The organism is Lentibacillus kimchii (assembly GCF_055381965.1).
This window is the reverse complement of sequence record NZ_AP043934.1, coordinates 446,417-465,985: the sequence shown is the minus strand read 5'-3', so window position 1 is coordinate 465,985 and position 19,569 is coordinate 446,417. Positions and strand designations below refer to the sequence as shown.

At 37.6% G+C, this 19,569-nt stretch carries 15 protein-coding genes and 1 pseudogene; 4 read left to right on the top strand and 12 right to left on the bottom strand.

All coding sequences use genetic code 11. The features are described 5' to 3' along the window. Positions 1-67: 67 nt before the first annotated feature. Positions 68-376: pseudogene (locus ACZ444_RS02855) on the bottom strand (IS3 family transposase); the annotation flags it as partial. Positions 377-737: 361 nt separating this feature from the next. Continuing rightward, positions 738-2,168, bottom strand: coding sequence for a serine hydrolase domain-containing protein (locus tag ACZ444_RS02850; protein WP_382358995.1), 1,431 nt, complete (start codon positions 2,166-2,168; stop codon positions 738-740). A 204-nt stretch (positions 2,169-2,372) separates the two neighbouring features. On the opposite strand from ACZ444_RS02850, the gene nagZ reads away from it, so the two are divergent. Together nagZ and ACZ444_RS02840 are read left to right on the top strand one after the other, a co-directional pair. Beyond that, positions 2,373-4,106, top strand: a complete 1,734-nt coding sequence (gene nagZ / locus ACZ444_RS02845; protein ID WP_382358997.1) for a beta-N-acetylhexosaminidase — start codon at positions 2,373-2,375, stop codon at positions 4,104-4,106. Between the two features lie 387 nt (positions 4,107-4,493). Next, positions 4,494-5,498, top strand: a complete 1,005-nt coding sequence (locus ACZ444_RS02840; RefSeq protein WP_382358999.1) for a DUF3231 family protein — start codon at positions 4,494-4,496, stop codon at positions 5,496-5,498. A 707-nt stretch (positions 5,499-6,205) separates the two neighbouring features. Here the strand turns inward: ACZ444_RS02840 and ACZ444_RS02835 are convergent. The 5 genes from ACZ444_RS02835 to ACZ444_RS02815 form a co-directional block, all read right to left on the bottom strand. Continuing rightward, entirely contained in the window at positions 6,206-6,415 is a 210-nt protein-coding gene (locus ACZ444_RS02835; protein WP_382359001.1) for a hypothetical protein, read from the bottom strand. Positions 6,416-6,535: 120 nt separating this feature from the next. Continuing rightward, positions 6,536-7,891: an IS1182 family transposase gene (locus tag ACZ444_RS02830; protein WP_464433229.1), complete on the bottom strand. Its 1,356-nt coding sequence runs from the start codon at positions 7,889-7,891 to the stop codon at positions 6,536-6,538. A gap of 114 nt (positions 7,892-8,005) precedes the next feature. Continuing rightward, the gene (locus ACZ444_RS02825) at positions 8,006-9,370 is read right to left on the bottom strand and encodes an endonuclease NucS domain-containing protein (RefSeq protein WP_382358598.1); all 1,365 of its coding nucleotides are present in this window, start codon (positions 9,368-9,370) and stop codon (positions 8,006-8,008) included. Positions 9,371-9,740: 370 nt separating this feature from the next. Beyond that, complete coding sequence (locus ACZ444_RS02820) at positions 9,741-10,316, bottom strand: hypothetical protein (RefSeq protein WP_382358599.1); 576 nt, start codon at positions 10,314-10,316, stop codon at positions 9,741-9,743. 697 nt (positions 10,317-11,013) lie between these two features. After that, positions 11,014-12,174 (bottom strand): reverse transcriptase domain-containing protein, encoded by a 1,161-nt coding sequence (locus ACZ444_RS02815; protein ID WP_464433568.1) that lies wholly within the window; start codon positions 12,172-12,174, stop codon positions 11,014-11,016. A gap of 157 nt (positions 12,175-12,331) precedes the next feature. Between ACZ444_RS02815 and ACZ444_RS02810 the strand changes: the two genes are divergently transcribed. Further along, positions 12,332-13,451, top strand: a protein-coding gene (locus ACZ444_RS02810; RefSeq protein WP_138919703.1) for an IS3 family transposase whose coding sequence is annotated in 2 segments (ribosomal slippage) — positions 12,332-12,600 and positions 12,599-13,451 — 1,122 coding nt in all. Because the reading frame shifts where the segments join, the coding sequence is not laid out codon by codon here. Between the two features lie 1,415 nt (positions 13,452-14,866). Here the strand turns inward: ACZ444_RS02810 and ACZ444_RS02805 are convergent. The 4 genes from ACZ444_RS02805 to ACZ444_RS02790 form a co-directional block, all read right to left on the bottom strand. Beyond that, complete coding sequence (locus ACZ444_RS02805) at positions 14,867-15,916, bottom strand: 2,3-butanediol dehydrogenase (RefSeq protein ID WP_382359290.1); 1,050 nt, start codon at positions 15,914-15,916, stop codon at positions 14,867-14,869. Positions 15,917-16,443: 527 nt separating this feature from the next. Further along, complete coding sequence (locus ACZ444_RS02800; protein WP_010530576.1) at positions 16,444-16,956, bottom strand: type 1 glutamine amidotransferase domain-containing protein; 513 nt, start codon at positions 16,954-16,956, stop codon at positions 16,444-16,446. A gap of 248 nt (positions 16,957-17,204) precedes the next feature. Next, on the bottom strand, positions 17,205-17,444 hold the full coding sequence (locus tag ACZ444_RS02795) for a hypothetical protein (RefSeq protein ID WP_138600526.1): 240 nt from the start codon (positions 17,442-17,444) through the stop codon (positions 17,205-17,207). A 123-nt stretch (positions 17,445-17,567) separates the two neighbouring features. Then, a complete protein-coding gene (locus ACZ444_RS02790) occupies positions 17,568-17,813 on the bottom strand; it encodes a hypothetical protein (protein WP_382359294.1) in 246 nt (81 codons plus the stop codon). A 116-nt stretch (positions 17,814-17,929) separates the two neighbouring features. Here ACZ444_RS02790 and ACZ444_RS02785 point away from each other — a divergent pair. Next, positions 17,930-19,046 (top strand): IS3 family transposase gene (locus ACZ444_RS02785; protein WP_382359297.1). Its coding sequence is split into 2 segments (ribosomal slippage): positions 17,930-18,198 and positions 18,197-19,046, totalling 1,119 coding nucleotides; the frame shifts between segments, so codons are not numbered across the junction. Positions 19,047-19,133: 87 nt separating this feature from the next. Here ACZ444_RS02785 and ACZ444_RS02780 read toward each other — a convergent pair. Continuing rightward, on the bottom strand, positions 19,134-19,280 hold the full coding sequence (locus tag ACZ444_RS02780) for a GNAT family N-acetyltransferase (protein ID WP_464433803.1): 147 nt from the start codon (positions 19,278-19,280) through the stop codon (positions 19,134-19,136). Positions 19,281-19,569: the final 289 nt, after the last annotated feature.

Here is a 19,569-nt window from a genome sequence, read left to right as displayed (position 1 = left end):
GGATGACAGTACTTGTTTCAACGTTCCTTGTTTCCAAGTCCTTACACCCTAGCTATCCATACTGAACTTAGATGTCCCCTGGAAGCTGGAATGCCAACACTAAGCTGAACAGATTTTTAAAGGGGCATCGACTTATATACAGTGGTGTTAAATAATTTAATGACCCATGAATCCTAATATTGTTGAACCAATTCACATAATCAAACAATTCTAGGTCAAGGGCTTGTTGGGTAGGGAAAATGGTTCCATTAACGAACTCCGTTTTAATAGTTTTAAACATGGCTTCAGCGACAACGCTATTGTGTGGACCGGCACTGTGACCAATAGTCTCACTATATAAGTCTACCAGAACGCAGATATAATGCCATTTCTGTTCAGCACATGCCGCGTTAGTTCTTCTTCCTGATTATCACGTGCTGGGACGAAGTATATGTGATCCGCCATAACGTTCACAAAAATGAACCCATTTATCAAAGGAGGAGACGTCAACTCGATTTCATTTCTGGGCTTCCTGAGATATGCAACTGGACAATTTGAGCTTTGAATTCTTTAGAAAAAGTTCTTCTTTCTCTTTTGGTCATTCTCCGACTTATATTGAATTAAGTCTATATGACCTTAATGAACTTGTCCAACTAAGTGTAACTTGTCCAATTGAAATCCAGTGCGCTGTTAGCTTGGCTGGACTTCAATTGAAAGGTAAATTATTGGAATTAAATGGATAGTATCGGAAGGTTAAGTCACTCGTGCCCCTCGTTCTTTATCTTAGGGATTTGTCTCGATGCAAATGCAATCCGATAAATTTTCCTCTCTTCATTTCTCATAAAATAAACAGGGAATTCCATTTCTCTCATAGGATATAAAAATTGATCATCCCCACTTGGCTTAAGCCTATTATCCGGCAATCCAGCACCTGCCAAACGGAGACTGCCATTACTCACATAAAATTCAAGGCTCATACCATCATCAGATATGAAGGTTCCTTCAAATTCTTTTAAACTTTCAAGTGTTAAATCTACATTTTCAGTGTTTAAGTATGATGTTTCAATAGACTTGCCCAAGTAACTGGTAAATGCACCAAAAAGCAGTTTTGTAGACGGTGCGCCTGCTAAGTTTGCAAGGGATATTCCTGTTAGATGGCATTCAGGCAAAATATTCATCTGAGCTGTTACGCCTTTCATATCTCCGCCATGATGAATGAGCTTGTATCCAAAGAAATCTGGAATGATCATTAAACCGTATCCATAATAGGTACCCTGTTCGCATTGGATGTGAGGTGTTGTCATTGACCTTACACTTTCAGTGGACAGAATACGCTCATCGCCAATCATTCCGTCATTCTGAATCACTTCCGTGAATTTGAGCATATCATTTACTGTTGACTTTAAAAATCCAGCTGCACGCATGGCTGGCGCATCCCAGGGGTTATTGGACCGGACTATTATCTCGTCACCGTCCTGGTTCCCCACGTCATATAAGACGGCTGCATCTTTATAACCTGGCAAGTCTTCAAGTTGAAAACCACTGTTATGCATACCGGCGGGCTGTAAAATGTTTTCCTGCACATATTGCTCATACGGTTTACCGCTAACCCGTTCGATAATCAAACCTAAAAGACCAAATGCATCATTTGAATAACTGAATTCAGCTCCCGGTGGTCCCAGCAGTGTAAAATCTGATTTTGCAATGGTATCCATTAATTCTGCATAAGTATCAATTGCCTGTATGGCATCAATTGATTCCTTTTGTTCTGCCGTGAATACTGGATCCTTCTCCATACTTTTTTTCACGGCCCCCATTAAAGTAGGCATTGGCGGAAGGCCTGATGAGTGTGTTAAGAAATGATGAATGGTCATTTGTTTTGTGTACGCGTCATTTGGTGTTCTGAATTCCGGTAAGTATTTAGTGACACATTCATTGACAGAAAGTTTTCTTTTCTCTTGTAACTGAAGAATAGCAATGGCCGTAAAAGCTTTCGTTATGGAACCTATTCCAAAGATGGTATCTGGCGATAACGCTAATCCAGCCTCCATATCGCGAAATCCAAAATGTTTTTCGTAAAACAATTCACCCTCTTTGGCTAATCCAAGCGAAAAACCAGGCACCTTGTATTTTTTTAAAAGTTCATCGCAGTATTGTTCGAAGTCATGGTTCAATGTATCCTGTTTCATCAAGCAAACCCTTCCCTTTATTTATTATTTATCACACTATTATACTATCATACATAACGCACGGCAATTCTCAATAATTGAACAATATAATTAATTTTTTCTCCAACTCTTTCACTCATATGTTAAAATTTTATAAATGATGTGAATGGAAAATAACACTGCAGCCTAAGTATAAAATGACTATTCGCGGAAGGAGGAACTACTATGATCAAGCGCATTACCATTATTAGTATCATTGCTGTTATCGCTCTTGGGGCAGCTCTCTTTTTCACCCGTTCATTGGGGGATAATACAAATGATAAACAAGCAAACCAACAACCAAAGAATTCATCATCGGCTCATGAAAAAGAAGAGGTTCAAGAGCCGGAAGCAGCTTTGGACAATATATTCGAATTAGCCAAACAAGGAAAAATTCCGGAAAGCAATATCACTGTCGGTGAAACGACTGTCGATAACGTTAAAGAGGTTTGGGGAGAACCGGATGAGACGACTAATACGGATGTTGGTCTTTTTTTGAACTATCCGTCACATGATATCGATGTCGGTATTACAAACGATGTTGTAACTGATATGCGTTCGTCGCAGGAAACAGTCACATCATTCGACCTGGACACGATTAAAACATATAAACAACCCGATAATACGCGTTACTATCAAGACGAAAATGTTAACCAAATTATTCTTGTTTATGACCTTTCCGATGATTATGTTTTGAAGTGGGTGTTTCCGAAGCCTGCGAACGATTCAGACAATCCTGATGTGGATCATATTTCATTATCGAAGGAAATAAACGAGGATGGTGTGAACGGCGAGAAAAGTGAGGATGCTGAAGAGAGTGATGACAGTTCCGGCGATGTGGGTGACAATGATATGAGTCTTGATGAAAAAATCGGACAAATGATCTTCAGCGGGGTCAATGGAACGGAAGTGACCTCCAAAACAAAAAATATCATCAAGAAATATCATGTTGGCGGTATTATTTTATACGACAAAAACATCCAAAGTGTCGCCCAAACTGTCAACTTTTTAAATGATATGAAGGCTGTGAATGCTGATAACCCTCACCCGTTATTGCTGGGAGTCGATGAAGAAGGCGGGAGTGTGACGCGAATGCCCGATAGGGTGAAAAGCCTGCCGACAAGCCGTTCGATCGGGGAACTGAACGACCCGGATGTGTCCTTCAATGTGGGCACGATTCTTGGCAAGCAACTACAAGCACTTGGCTTTAATTTAGACTTCGCGCCTATCCTCGATGTTAACAGTAATCCGAATAATCCTGTCATCGGTGACCGTTCGTTTGGAAACAATGCGAATATTGTCTCCAGGCTGGGCATTCAGACGATGAAGGGAATCCAGAGCGAAGGAATCATTTCAGTCATGAAACACTTTCCTGGGCACGGTGATACCGCAACGGATTCTCATCTGAAACTCCCGAAAGTTAATAAAAACTATAAGGAACTGTCCAAACTTGAACTGAAACCATTTAAGAAAGCCATTTCGAATGGTGCTGATACTGGCATGATCGCCCATATATTATTGCCAGCAATAGACGAAACTTATCCGGCATCCATGTCGGAAAAGGTGATCACAGGTATTTTGCGAGAAGACTATAATTTTGATGGTGTCGCTATCACAGACGACCTAACAATGGATGCAATTACGAATCAATATAATGTTGCGGATGCAGCAGTCCAGTCAGTCAAGGCGGGAGGCGATTTATTGCTCGTTGGACACAATCCCGATTTAATTGCCACCGTTTTCAATGAATTAAAAGCAGCTGTTAAGAATGGCGAAATCAGTGAAGACAGAATTGACGAAAGTGTCGAACGCATCACGCACTTAAAAGCAAAATACCACCTGTCGAATGAACAGACCCAGGTACCTGATTTTCAATCGATCAATGAGAGAGTAGAAACTATTTCACAGAAGACATCCTGATCAGCGTAAAGGGAACATGCCGGATTTGTTATATAAGAAGGCATTTAAACCTTGGTGAAGGCCTTGAACACTATCAAATGCTTATTCAGAAAACGGACGTTTAAATTGAATAATTGTGTGCTGGGATACCATTTAATTGAATAGGAAAAGGTATGACTTTCAAGCTAATAGCGTGTATTTTATTTTTAAAAGATGACACATTATAACTATCCAAAGGCTTGTGAAGGTTCTGGTCAGGAATCCTGAATACCTTTCAATATATGTCTTGTGAACCTTGAAACTTATGTTTCAGGGTTCCTTTTTTCTGTCTTAAAAAAGATATATGAATACTTTCTTATAGAGCATCAAAAAATATCTATAAACGATTCAGGAGGCTTTTAAGATAAAATGGAACATCAACCAAAATTAACGGCATCGGAAATCTCGAATCTTTGGACATCTTATCAAAATGATTCTATGGCCATTTGTGGGATTAAATACTTTCTAGCCAACATTGAAGATCCCGACATTCGCTCTGTTTTAGAATATGCTCTGGCCATTTCTGAGCAGCATGTTCAACGTGTCAAGGCTATTTTTCAATCGGAAAATTATCCGATTCCGGTGGGATTTACGGAACATGATGTTAATCTCAATGCCCCGCGCCTTTTTTCGGATATTTTGTATTTGAATTATATCCTTAATATGGGGAAATTTGGCCTTAGCTCATACAGTTTAGCTTTATCGCTGTCCTCACGCGATGACATCATGGCATATTATGAAGATTGTTTGTCCGAAACGGTGAAGTTACACAATTGGGCTAAAAGCGTGGCCAAGCAAAAGGGGATATATGTTCGCGCACCTCATATTCCGGTCCCTGAACAAGTCGATTTTGTTCAGAATCAAAGCTTTTTATCTGGAGGTTTGTTCGGTGACCCCCGGCCACTATTAGGTGTTGAAATCGGCAGTCTTGTTTACAATAGCGAACGAAATACACTTGGCCAGGCTCTTATTACCGGATTTAGTCAGGTTGCAAAGCATAGTGACGTTCGTCAATATCTTGAAAGAGGACGTGAAATCTCCGGAAAACATTTTGAAATATTTAATTCACTCCTTCATAAAAATTATCTTTCTGGCGCATCCCCTCTAACATCCGAAGTCACGGACTCCACCGTTTCTCCTTTTTCGGATAAGCTTATGATGTTTCATGTTTCAGCATTAGTTGCTTCCGGGATTGGCCAATACGGTATATCTATGTCGACCAGTCCACGTCGGGATTTAGGCGTCAACTATGCGCGTTTGATGGCCGAAATTGCCAAGTTTTCTAATGATGGGGCGAAAATACTGATTGATCATGGTTGGATGGAACAACCACCCGAGGCTGCGGATCGTCAAGAATTAGCTAAAAAGAAGTAGTCGATGTAGGCATGGAAAAATTGTTTTGGTCTATCGCGCTACCCGTTAAGAATAAGAAAGGACGTTTCCGCAGAAGTCAATAACTTTTACGAAAACGTCCTTGTATATAATTATTGTGAGGTTCTCACTTTTGCACAAGAGTAATCCCCTGTCATGACAAGGGATGGGGGCATAATTTACATCATGCCGCCCATTCTCCATCAAGATTTTCTAGCATTGACTTATATTCGTCCACCTTCAATAACTGGTGTTATTTTTTCAATAACAGAACAACCGTTTGTTTATGTTTGTTGCAATCTAATAAGAATGTGGTCAATTAAGTGGTCAAATTATATTACGTTATTCTAAAACACATACTACAGATTATTAATCAATTAATAGATTAATATCGGAACGAATAGCTTTCACTAAGTTTTCTCTATAATGCGCAAACGTAAAAATGTTTAATTCCAAAAGTGCTTTATAATCATCGACACCAGATATATAACATGGAAACAATATATTCTTAAGTATTGTCAAGGTCTTCTTTAGTTATATTCATAAATGCTGCTGGCATTTCATTCTCGAATACGGAATCGGAAACATCTATAGCAATTGTTTTCAACATTGTATAACCTCTCTTATAGTAGGTTAAAATTAAGACAATCATTTAAGCTTTTACTCGTTGAGGGCTATTGAATAACGTTAAACCAACCCTAATGTTGTCATTACCCGTTATTTTTCTCCTCTAAAAATAACGGATATGTTGAATACTCATTAAATACTTTAATTAACTTTTCTATAAAATTAGGATTTTTATTATAAAATGATGATAGTTCATATCGTTTACCACCTTTAGCTTCTTCTTTAACCGTTTCTTCCTTGCCATCTTTAATTATTTCGCAGTCAGAAACATATTCTAATCCTAAATCTCGCATTACCTCGTTGTTAATCGATTCAATCCAATGAGTAGTTATAAATGAATCAATTTCATAATTGCTCTTATTAAAAACGCAAAGACCTGCAGAATTTCTAATGTGTATTTTTTTAAAATTCCTCTAAGCAGCCTGCTGCTGCTTTAACGCGGCATCAATGCGGTCTGCGGCTAATTTCGATGCATTATACATCAACGTAACGATATCAAAATGGATCTGAGCGCGTTTCCCTGAACGATGGCGAACATTGTTGAGCTGAAAGAATTCCTTTAAATAGGCATTGACACGTTCAACGGCTGATCGGCGCTTGTAGATGGTGTTCCAAGCTTTAGAGCCCCGTGCCGGGGCTGTGTATCGCCTGAGGTCTTTAGTGATTTTCATCTTGAATACTTTCTGGCATATGTCTTCATGGGCTAAAGGGCAGTCTTTGCATTCCTTTGGGTTTGTGTACTTCAGGGTTTCATGTTTGGCATCGTAACTTTCATAACGGTACGAATGTTCACGGAAACATGTTGGGGCAAAATATTTATCAAACCCTATGGGTTCCGATTCATTGCGTTTATTATAGGCAATGATAGATTGCTGGCCCATTCGATAGACCTGCGTGTAAATCGGTTCAAAATCATAACCCGCATCCATCGTCTGATAACGCAAGTTTGAAAGAGGCAAGCGTTCATTCATCCCCTTCAATAAAGGAATTGCGGCTTTTCCATCATTTAGATTTCCTGATGAGAAAAGGGCCTGTAAAATGTATTGACTTGATGTGCCGACAGCCAGATGTCCTTTATAGCCAAACCAGAATGTATTTTTGCCTTCGCTGTTTTTCTTGATCCCCCATTGGGGATCCCGGGGAACACCGTCTCGAAGTTCTGTTAAAGATGCATCCAGTTGAGCTTCGATTTTCCTGTCATAAAGAGGCAGATTCGCTTCTTTCTCAGCTTGTTCCTGGAGCCATTGGTCACGCTCTTCCCTGGATTTACGGCCGCGTTTTTTCGGTTCCGGCTTTGCCTTTTCTTCTTTAGGCGGGGCCTGATCACGTGCTTCGAAATGAGTCGCATCGATGGCGACTGTATCATCAGCGATAAAGCCTTCGGCAATGGCTTGAAGAACAACTTTTTCCTGGGCCTTTTCCAATGCATCTGACTCGCTCAGCTTGGTTAAAAGGCGGGAATAGGAAGCTTCCGAAGGAATCTTGTCTGAAACCAGAAATCCACAATTCAATTTGAAGGCAATATCATCATCTAAGCGTTTTTTCAGGTCTTTTATGGTTGGGATGCGTTCAACATACCGAATGAAAACGGAAATAATCATCGCTGCAACATTCAGCTCTTCAGGCGCGCCCAAACGGGATTTTTTAGCCATGTCGTGATAAATGGCATCCAAATCAACGGCGGAAATGATCGCCTCATACTTTTGGGTAGGTTCCATGTCATAAAGTTCTTGGATGCTAAATAAGCTTGGTTGTCGTATAATAGTCATAGGAAGTATTCCTCCAATCTCTATGGATGTTTTAGTTCAACTACCATTATACAAGATTTGGGGAGGTACTTCCTTTTTTACGTTTTTAAGTCCTTGCGCCGCAAGGGCTATGAATTATGAAATTCGCTCAAATAATAAAATATTAAAACTGTCACTAGCAAAATGTTTATTTATGAGATTTTCAAACTTAATCATATTTCTATTCCATATTAGTTTTCCGTAATATATATATGTACAAGGATATTCAACATCACTAACATCAACCACTAATTCATATGATGGTAATGTGTTGTTTTCTGAATACATTGCTGTATAGATACTTTCTAACACATTATTTCGATCATAAATATACAAACTAATTCTAGTATCTTTATCACTCTGATGATTTCTTAGAACCCTTAATATATCTTCCTCCCATTTTCTATTAAAAGCTAAGGTAGTCGATATATTTTGTGATATTTCATTATACTTTGCCTTTTGTTGTGTATTATAGAAATCAATGAATACATCGGAATTTCCACCATCAAATCCAACTATCTCTTTAATGATTTGTTTGTCTGTTAATCTTATATCACCTTCAATAAAACCAAATCTATTAACTTTAATTACTCTCCAAAAATTTAAACTGTTTGCCAATCCTTCTGGAGTCTCACCCTCAACGAAGTAGTCAAGTTCTTTGTCCTTAATTTCTGTTATAGCATTCATGATCTCCGTAATAATCTCCTGCTCAAGGTAATGTCTCTCAACCTCTTCAGTTCTTTCTTCGTGCTGACTTATATATTCATTAACAACATCCCTACAATGAGATTCATTTTTACAATCTAAATCATCAATAATATCCCAATAACGTTCCAAGCTTTCTTCTAATAATGTAAAGTAAAGGCAATAAGGGTTGGGATATTTACCGTCAACCATTGCCTCTTTTTCTAAGAATACAAAATTAATAATTCCTATTTCTTGAACTTTTTCAGACAAAATAGCTAGAAGTACTTTCATTGTATTATCAGTTTTGCAGTAAAGTCCTAAGTGCATCGCTGAAAACTTCCTCAAGAGGGGGGGGGTTATCGGTTCAACTTTGGTTTTGCTATCGGGAATAAAATGATCGTCAATACTAATGTCGTACCCTTCTACATAATAATTAGTTCTTGAAATCATTTTTGAAAATGGCGTTAATAGTTCTTCCCAATTTGTAGAAATAATTATTATTCTTATCTCACTATCCTTTACCTTATGTTTTTGTTTCAGTAATGCTGTATATTTAATCACCTCATGAATTGCTTGTCTTGATGCTTGTACAGACCTTTTAAGTTCAATTATTACGAAATTACTTTGAGAATCGGTCGCTAAAATATCAATATATCCTCTAGACCCATCGTTATTAGGTAAATAATACTCTTTGTCAATTAACTGTAGCCCTTCTTCGATAAAATTTAAATTATCAGCTAGGTAGTCTCTAATTACTTCTTCGCCCCTTGTCATCAAAACCCTCCGATTAAAAAAATAACTTAAGTAATCCCCGTTTATTACACAGGAAAATTACACCACGAGCATCAATTTATATGAAAACGGTTAACCGTCGATTTATCTTAAATTCAAGCCTTCAACATAATGGCCTGGTTCAGGCACAGCGCTTCTTTAACACTGTGCTCGTTTATTTTAATCGTACTTATTTATTCTAATTACACACATCGTATAATTAGGCGTTCATTTAATCTCGAAAATACATCATAAATAATTATTATAATAAGCAGACGGAAAGGTAAGAGCAATGTCCGTGTTAAATTATAAATAACCAAAATAAATATCATAAACTAAAAGGTGCTTTAAACACATCAGCTTATCGCCGAGGTCACGTGTAAAGCTTTTGATTTGCAGACTCGAAGGTATTTTTAAGATTTATTTTACGTTTAAAGTTTCCTCTGGAAGTTATGATTGTTAATGTATGAATCCCCGGTTGGATACTTTCTTTATTATGCATCCAAAGATGAAGATGTCCTCGTTCGCTCGTATATGGTTCAAGCGTAAATATTGGTTGGAGATAATGTAAAGGATCATGAGAACTGCCAAATAAGATTTCACTGCCATTATCTGGGGTTACTTTGTATGTAGGATTTGTGTATGAATAAGAATTAAAGTACATGGCCCCATCCATTCTAAGTTCCAAAACGGAAAGTGGAAGCGAGCTATTATTAGTTATTATAATTTCTACTAAAGTAATGCTTGTCATATTAGGCTCGTGTTTTTTATTTTTCGATGAATTTGATGCTAACAACCCATCATACGATTTCAATATCCAATTTCTATCTTCCTGAAGTTGATGAATTTTTATTTTAGCATTGCTTCTCCAAAGGCTCGTCATAGCAACAATTATTGAAATAATCAACGAGATAATACTAAGAACAGCTGCTATAATTTCATATGGCATTTAACCCCACCCCCCTAAATTGGTATAAACATACTCTTTAATAATCCACTTATTAACTTTTCTATAAGTAACTTCTTGAATTTTTCCAGTCAAATGTCTAGGAGCTGAATAGCTTGAGTCATCTATCAGCAACTGTAAGAAGAATAATTTATTCTCTTCGCTATTTAATAAGTTATCTAATTCATACCACCCTGAATAATAGATGTTTAAATCATATGTTGGAAAAAATTCAATTCCATACTGTCATTAAACTTAAAACACTTTAGATCAGTGCGATAGTTCCACAACTCGGACAAAAGTTAAGTCAATGGTGGCGGGTTGCTGAATTCGCGCTGATGAATAGTGACTCTTTTCCTGTGTGGTAAATTGGGTTGGCATTAATTGTAAATTGTTTGTCACACACTGGTACAAAAGATGGCGAAGGTGGTAAAAAACGCTTAGCGTAATCAATGTATAAAATCACACTATCAAGAACGAACATCTTGTCTTACGTCTATTGTTGAACCTAAATACTAGTGGTCGAAATTGAAATAAGTTTGGAATTATTGATATTATAGGGTATTACACAAGGCATGTGTAAAATGGCTTATATATAGCTTAACTCGAATCGAGATAACCTTGATACTTTTTGGTATGAAGATGTGTTGTTGCTATTCATGGAATAAAGATAAGTTATAAACTTGTACACTAATCCCCACTAGAATACTTCATTTTCTGTGTAGTGGTTATACTTAATCTTACGTTTAATCAGATAATTTTCAATGAATTTAACATAGTCTTTATTGATAGTTTCTATCTTGTTTAATAAGTCTGAATGTCTTAAATTGCTCTGAAGTAGATAATTCATTGAAACAACACCATCTCGAAAAGTAAATATTCTTTTGCTAAAGAGATAGTTCAACATTTTGCGTATTCGCTGACCATTATCAGTAACTATCTTTCTTCTCTCCAATAATCTATATACTTTAATGTAAAGTATTGTAAACATCCTAGGGTTGAATAGAATGAATCTCCAATCATGTACAATTTGAAGCAAATCTCCTGCATCCATTTTTACTATTTTGTTTGAAAAGACTATATGAGTGAGAACTTTACTTGCATCTTCTCCACTTATAGACAAGTAATTCTTCACAAGGTTATTGTATGCATTTAAGTTTATACCTTCTGAGTCTTCTAAATCGTTCAACTCTTGAATTAAGTTCACCATATCCCCATTTTCAATAATAGATTTTGTTTTCTTCTCTACTTGTTTCTCTATAGAGAATGATGTTCTTTCGCCATAATCAGTTACAAATATTTCATGACCATTTTCAAAATCACCTGCACTAAGTAGTTCCGTTTTATTAGTATTTAATATGAGAGAATCATCCCATAATAAAGAATTAAGTTCATCTATTAAAATGTTTTTTTCCCTGGAACTTGAATCCTTCAAGAAGATAATATACATATCATCTACAAACCTAATTAAATGAAGATCTTCTCTCTTGAGAATTTGGGATAAACTATCATCAAAACTATTCAAATAAAATTGTGACAGTATCGAAGAAGCTATCGAATAATGTAATTGAGGTAACGTGTTAAAGGAGCAAAAATCAAAAAACTCCTTCAAATCATTAACAAGCTTTTCTTCCTGTACAATATTTCTGAGTTTACTAATTAATTCTGAGACTTTTATAGAATTAAAGAAGTCTTTTAAGTCAATTTTTACTGCTTCATGACCAAAGTTTTGCTGTTTAGATTTTTGAAAGTTATTATAGTTTTTGTTAAAAGAAGCATTCTTTTTGATATCATCTTTTTTACTACCAAGGTCTAATATTCCTGAATAAAAAACGTCCATATTTTCCCGAGAAAAATCCAATAAGCTACTTGACTTTAAATAATCTCTAGCAACTTTGAATACCAAAAATGTATAATAGCAATAACACATTGGATTAATTAAATACATTTCCCTTGGTGTAAAAGTATAATGGACCCAAGATTTTAGACACGAAAAAAGGAGATGTTAAGGTAGGTATATGAAACGCAAAAGATATACACCAGAATTCAAATCACAAATCGTGTTGGAAATCTTGAAGGAAGAAAAACCAATGAGCCAAATTGCTTCGGAAAACGGAATCCATGTGAACCAACTTCATAAGTGGAAAACACAATTCCTGCAAGAAATGCCGAAGCTCTTTAACAAGCAGAATGAGGACCAGGAAAAAATGAAAGCCGACTATGAAGAAAAGCTTGAAAATCTCTATGCAGAAGTCGGAAAGTTAACCACGCAATTGTCGTGGATCAAAAAAAAATCTGGCATATACCACGACTAGACGGGAACGGATGGAGATGGTGGACTGGGTAGATCCGGAACTGCCTATCTCCCAGCAGGCTAAACTACTCGGAATCAATCGTTCAAGCCTTTACTATAAGCCTGTTCAACCGTCACCGGAAGAGGTTGCCATGAAACATTGGATTGATGAGATTTATACCAAATATCCGTATTTTGGTTCACGCAGGATTGCTGAAATACTAAAGAAAAAAGGAGTGAATATCAACCGTAAAAGAGTGCGGCGTCACATGCGTGAAATGGGTATACAAGCCATTTATCCGGGTCCTAATTTGAGTAAACGCAATCTACAGCACCGTATTTATCCATATCTGCTGAAAGGAGTGAATATTACTCGGCCCAACCAGGTTTGGAGCATTGATATTACATACATTCGCTTGCATAATAGCTGGATGTATCTAACGGCCATTATCGACTGGTATTCCCGTTACATTATCAGTTGGGAACTGGATCAGACGTTGGCAATTGACTTTGTCCTGGATGCCGTACAACACGCATTCACGCACGGTACACCTGAAATATTTAACAGTGATCAAGGCAGTCATTTTACCAGCCCAAAATACATTAATCTTTTAAAAGAGCATCCATCCGTACAAATTAGTATGGACTCAAGGGGGCGGGCATTGGATAATATCATGATTGAACGCTTTTGGAGAAGCCTTAAGTACGAAGAAGTCTATTTAAAGGACTATGGGTCACCAAGAGCGGCAAGAAGCAATATAAGGGATTATATGAACCTTTATAATCATGAACGGCCTCATCAATCATTAGATTATCAAACACCGGCATCTATTTATTTCGGGTAGCCCGTACCGTTATCCTTTCCATCTTGGGCAATTATCTTTCCTGTGCCAGAACCTGTCAAGGGAAAATACGCCCTTGACAGAACCTGACACAAGAAAGAGCTAGTTAGTAAGATGGGAAAGGGAAAACAATGATAACTCACCCCCCACCTTATTTTTATAAAATATGTGTCTTGACAATGGGGTCCACCTTACTATACCGCTTATATATTTTCTTGAAGGGCTTATTCCATTCTTTTTGAAATATATCCCCATAATAATGGTGTAAATTACTCCTGCCATCAAGGAGCCAATAATTGTTTTTATAATCAATCTTATCCCCCCTGTAACGGAACAATGTGGCCCTATTCAGAAGGACGCACTATTCGATTAGCGTTAGCAATAGGTAAGCCTTTGAAGTTATCTCCAGCTTTTCCCCTGCTCCACATGGAGCATGCAGGTTTCCCCGCACTCCACGCTCCATCTAACGATATGTAATAAATGATAAGTTCCTCGTTAACTTCAAACAAGAGGAAAACTATCGCCCAAACAGAAAACTCTTGCCTGGAAGCTCGCACTGTGGAAAATCCCACGTTCCTACCCGATCGGTGCGATAAACGCTTGGAAAACCATCGTTCCATTCGCTAGACTTGGGGCTGTTCCTCCACTTCCATTACAGAAGATTCACAGGTCGTACCCCTACCTTCACAAGGATAAATACCCTTCAGCATATGCCTTATAGTACCGTTTCGGATGACAGTCCTTGTTTCAACGTCCCTTGCTTCCCAAGTCCCTTACAACGTAGCTATCCATACTGGACGTAGGTGCTTCCTTTAAGCCTGTGAGCTGGATACCGCCTTTGTTCAGTATAGCGTATTTCAGAGGGCGCATTTTTACTCTACACCACTCACGTCATCGTTGGATGACACATAAGTTTCCCTATGTTTTAACTCTAGACCCGTACATTCGGAAGTTTGTCAGTTCCTTTCCCAAAGAACATTCTCACCATATCCAGTTTCTCAGCCGTGCGGCCTATCCGTTGGCATACCTTTCTCTAAAAAAAGAGTGGCTCCAGCCTTCGTTCAGCCGAATCACCTGTGCTTCATACCCCAAAGCCTGTCAGCCTTGACGCATGCAGGATTTGTTGACGGGATGGTTTCAGGAAACATGGTTCCATCATTCCCATCCTTCGTTGTAACGTTAGAATTTAATAAAATTCCCCGCATGTTCACGCCTCAAAGCGTTTATAGCGGAACTTGTCGCGCGCGCCCGTTAATGGAATTATCCACTTCTACTATTAGCTGGTATTGCAGAATATCGTCAATATTCTTCTTAAAGAAGAGTTCAATATCACTTCGCTAATTTATCTACCTGGACCTAGCTGACAGTCATAACAAAACCCCAAGTAACAGCTGCTACTCAGGGTTAAATAATACATTTTATTTCTCACCACTTAATTCCACTAATATTTTTGCTTGTGATTTATCGTTTGTCAATGCTTCGAATCCATTTTCAACAATATCATCCAATTGAATTTGGTCTGTAATAATTCCCTGTGGTTTTAATTGTCCTGTTCCCATTAAATCTACAGTTTGTTGGAATGTAGTAGGTGTATATGCGATTGTTGATGTAACTTTTACACCTGTATTTGTAAGCTGTATTGGATTCCATTCAATCTCCCTAGCAAATATAGAAACAATAACCATTGTTCCACGTGCCCTTGTTGCATCAATTGCTTGTTTAAATGTTGGTGCTACTCCGGCAACTTCAAAGGAAACATCTACTCCATCTGGAACAATTTCCTTGATTGCTGTAACAGCATCTTGTTCGCTAGAGTTAACGACATGGGTTGCTCCTAATTCTTTTGCTTTTTCAATTCTAGTTTCCGACAAATCTAAAGCAATAATCTTGCTGGCACCAGCAGCTTTAGCTGCAATAATTGTCACTAAACCAATTGGACCTGCACCAAATACAGCTACCGTATCACCAAACTGCAGTTTCCCTTCTTTTACAGCTTGTACGGCAACCGCAGTTGGTTCTACTAAAGCTCCATCCTGTAGTGTTAAAGATTCTGGAAGTAGATAAACGTTATCTTCTGGTACATTTGCATATTTAGTAAAACCACCGTCACCGTGAAGGCCGATAAAGCTGAAACCATAATAAGGATCAAGGTCTTCCGACTTATTTCCATAAGTGATTGTTGGATTAATTACTACTCTATCGCCAACTTTATATTTTGTCACCTTTGGACCTACTTCTTCAATAACACCCGCAAATTCATGCCCCATGGTTAGCGGAGCGATTTCTCCAGTTAACGGATCCTCTTTTTCATTTGGTACAAACACCGGTCCCTCTTCATACTCATGTAAATCACTGCCACAAATACCTGCCCAAGCTACCCTTACTTTAACATCGGTATCTTTCGTTTGTTTTAGTTCTATTTCCTCTACCCGTAAGTCTTTTTTTCCATACCAGACTGCAGCTTTCATTGGATATTACCTCCTGCTTAATTAGTAGAAAATAGTTATAAGAATACTATATTGAAGGAATAATCAATATTAATTCCTATGATTTTATTATACTATTGATTTTTCCAACCTTCTATTAAATAGACTTTAATTTCTAACCAAATACACATATCTCATTAACAGTTTTGCGATTGTTTATTTTAATTCGGTTGCATGGTTTATTCTCGGGTCTTTGTTCATATAATTTTACCATTCCTCGATATTTACCTTTTTACTTATCCAGTTTATTCAGTGAACTTTTATTTAACCGTACAAATATTCATAAGAAGAATTCCCCCCTCATCTGAATCTCTTTTTATTTTCATCGTATATGGATTATTTTATTCAATAAAATGACCCTTATATATGATGCTCACGCTAATCCTTATTCAAGAATGGCGCCCGTTTGAGGAAGATCATGGCAGATGGGCATGAGCGCTTTATCTATTATCAAATAAAAAATAAAGAGAGGCTGCATGATTAACAGCCCCCCCTATACGATCGACGAATTATTTTTCTAAAAGCTTTAGAGATTCGCGATTGAATGCAGGAAGATCATCAGGTGTTCTGCTTGTTACAAGGTTTCCATCTACGATTACTTCTTCATCTTTTACAGTTGCTCCTGCATTTTCCAAGTCTTTTCTTACGGAAACAAAGCTTGTTAGCTCTCTACCTTTTAGTTGGTCTGTATTAACGAGAAACTGTGGACCATGGCAAATTGAAAATATGGGTTTATTATCTTGGAAAAATGTTTTCGCAAACTCACTATTCTTCGGATTAATACGTAGTAAGTCAGGAGAAAACCCGCCAGGTACGAGTAATGCATCATAATCGTTTGCATTTACTTCATCTATACCTCTATCTGCTTGTATTTCGTCCCCATTTTTGCCATTGATGGTTTTTTTTGCTTCATTACTGATAATATCTACCGTATGCCCAGCTTCTTTGTAAGCTTTCACAGGATCAGTTAATTCAATTTCTTCTACCATGTCTGTTACAAGGACTGCAATGTGTCGACTCATATAGCACTTCCTCCCTTTATCATTCTCGAATATATTCTAGCAGACTGCCCATAACTTTATTAAGCAGTATGCTCATGAACCGTATTATACACGAACCAAATAACGATGCTCTAACTGACAGGCACTTGTTCCCTTCTACCTTATCGTGTTACATAAACGTGCACTACAATGGCATTTGGGAGCTGGTCTTTATTCCCCAACTGCGCCCGATTAAAGAATAACCATTATTTATTTCAAATAGGCGCAGATTAATTGAACTTCCCAGAATTGTCTCCGTCCATTAGGCTTTTCATGTCTGGAACGTCTTTATAAATTTTTGATATCTTATCTAAAGTTTCCAACTTCACATTATCTCCACCGTTCCCGGTCATTGCAGTGTTAACAAAGCCATAAATAATTTTTAACAATGATCTAGCATTTTTGCAGGCAAGGTTATCAACTTTATTTAAAATATTTTCAAATTCCTTTGTATCAGTTACATCTGTCAATCTAACACCCCTCAATATATGCGAATAATTTTTAATAAGATCTATTTAATTAAATGGTCCTTTAAACCAATAGAAGGCGCAGCAGGTTTTGTTCCGGAATGGCGCCCGTTTGCGGTAGTTTAGTTAGCCTTCTAGTAAACCTATATATGGAATTTCTTTACCATTTAATTTTACAATGTAAATTGGACCATTCTTTTCCTCAGATTTATATATTTCGGTTCCAGCAGGTAATTTTGAAGCAGTAAAGTTATCAAATCCTCCATTATCGTCGGTTTGATTTTTAATTTCGCCGACTTTTTCGCCCGTATTGAGCTCTTCTTCATTTACCCATTCGATATCCTCTGCATTTGTATAGACCGTACCATCCATTAAAAATATATCTACATCTTTATCATCTGATAAAATATCCTCTGGTGTTGGGTTACCAATAACTATAATGGACCCAAGATTTCAGACAGTAAGAAAGGTTGTGTTAAGGTAGGTTTATGAAACGAAAACGATATTCATCAGATTTTAAAGCACAAGTTGTCTTGGAAATCTTAAAAGAAGAGAAAACATTGAATGAAATTTCTTCTGAACAGGGGGTCCATGTCAATCAATTGCGCCAGTGGCGAAAACAGTTTCTAGATCAAATGCCACAGATGTTTCAGAAACAGAACAAAAATCATGAAAAAGAAAAAGCTGCCTACGAAGAAAAGATGGAAAATCTATATGCAGAAGTAGGCCGATTAACCACGGAATTGTCGTGGATCAAAAAAAAATCTGGCATCTACTACGACTAGACAAACGCGCATAGAGATGATGGAATGGCAGGATTCGAACCTGTCCATTACCAAACAAGCCGAATTATTAAGCTTGAATCGAACCAGTCTGTACGATCAGCCGGTATTACCATCGCCTGAAGATGTAGCTGTGAAACACCGAATTGATGAAATATATACGAGGTTCCCCTTCTATGGTTCTCGTAGGATAACGGCCCATCTTCAACTGGAAGGAGTGAATATTAACCGAAAACGCGTTCAACGTCATATGCGTGAGATGGGCATTCAAGCCATCTATCCCGGACCTAACCTAAGCAAGCGAAATCTACAACATCGAATCTATCCTTATTTACTGAAAGGAGTGAAGGTAAGGCACCCCAATCAGGTATGGGGAATCGATATAACGTATATTCGATTACAGAAAAGTTGGATGTATTTAACCGCCATCATCGATTGGTATTCACGCTTTATCATTAGTTGGGCGCTGGATCAAACACTTGAAATGGACTTTGTGTTACAAGCCGTGGATCAAGCATTTTCACAAGCAAAGCCGGTTATTTTCAACAGCGATCAGGGCAGTCATTTTACAAGTTCCCAATACATCCAGAGGCTGAAAGATCAAACGGTTCAAATAAGTATGGATGGAAAAGGCCGAGCTTTAGATAACATCATCACTGAGCGTTTTTGGCGTAACCTCAAGTATGAGGAAGTCTATCTCAAAGCCTATGAGACACCGAGAGAAGCCCGCTTTAACATTCGAGAGTATATCAACTTTTACAACCATGAACGCCCACATCAATCCTTATCCTATGAAACACCAGCTACGATGTACTATGAATAGGTCATTCTTCCTTTCCATCTTTGAGTATTGTCTTTCCCATGGAAGGTTAGGCTGAATAAGATGGACAAGGAACAAGAATGACCCACCTTAAATTTTTAATAATATTGTCTTGACAATGGGGTCCACTTTAAACTTATTTATATTTAACACTTTAAATCCAAAATCCAAAAAGCTATTGGCTGCTTCTGTGCAATAACTGCTCCCCCAATATTTCACTCCAAACCAATATCCTATTCCCGCTTTATTTCCTTCACTGTCTACTCTGAAGGTTAAAGCTCCCGTAAGTTCATCAGTTGATTTTCAGATCACAGCGAACGTATAGTTACCTATATCTTTAGCCTTTTTTGGTGCTTACTTATCCATGTATCTGCAAGTCCATTTGGATAGAGGGGGTGGTATTGCCACAGTAGTTTCTGCCACTTCTTTGTCAGCAGCTAACTCCTCTACACTTCCTGCATCATTTAGATTATAAGGACGTATTAACAATCTTTCAGTTTCAAGTGTCGGTATGATAGTACTATTA